Origin of the sequence: Corallococcus praedator (assembly GCF_003612125.1) — a bacterium.
Taxonomy (GTDB): Bacteria; Myxococcota; Myxococcia; order Myxococcales; family Myxococcaceae; genus Corallococcus; species Corallococcus praedator.
On sequence record NZ_RAWI01001279.1, the window covers coordinates 1 to 407 of the forward strand.

The 407-nt window shown below is 64.1% G+C and carries 1 protein-coding gene; it reads left to right on the forward strand.

Annotation, left to right across the window (positions count from 1 at the left end; all coding sequences use genetic code 11):
• Window positions 1-17 precede the first annotated feature (17 nt).
• Window positions 18-407 (forward strand): SDR family NAD(P)-dependent oxidoreductase (locus D7Y13_RS44080; RefSeq protein WP_244222503.1); only part of this gene is annotated, 390 nt, incomplete at its 3' end.

Consider the following 407-nt stretch of genomic DNA (forward strand, 5'->3'; position numbering starts at 1 on the left):
GCGGGGACTTCACCGGCATGTCGTATCCCGACATCGAGCGGGTGATGAACGTGGACTTCTGGGGTGTCGTCAACGGGTGCAAAGCGTTCTTGCCGCACCTGATCGCATCCGGTTCCGGAACCCTAGTCAACATCTCCAGCATCTTCGGTCTGGTGCCAATGGCCGGCCAAAGCGGTTACGTAGCAGCTAAATTCGCCGTCCGAGGCTTTACCGAGACGCTGCGGATCGAGATGCTCGCCGGCGGCCACCCGGTCCAGGTCACCTGCGTGCACCCGGGCGGGGTACGGACCGGGATCGCCCGGCACGGGACAGTCAACGCCGGTGACGATCCCGCCGGCAACAGCGAATTCTTCGACCAGAAGCTGGCCAGAACCAGCCCGGAACGCGCTGCCCAGTTGATCCTGCGG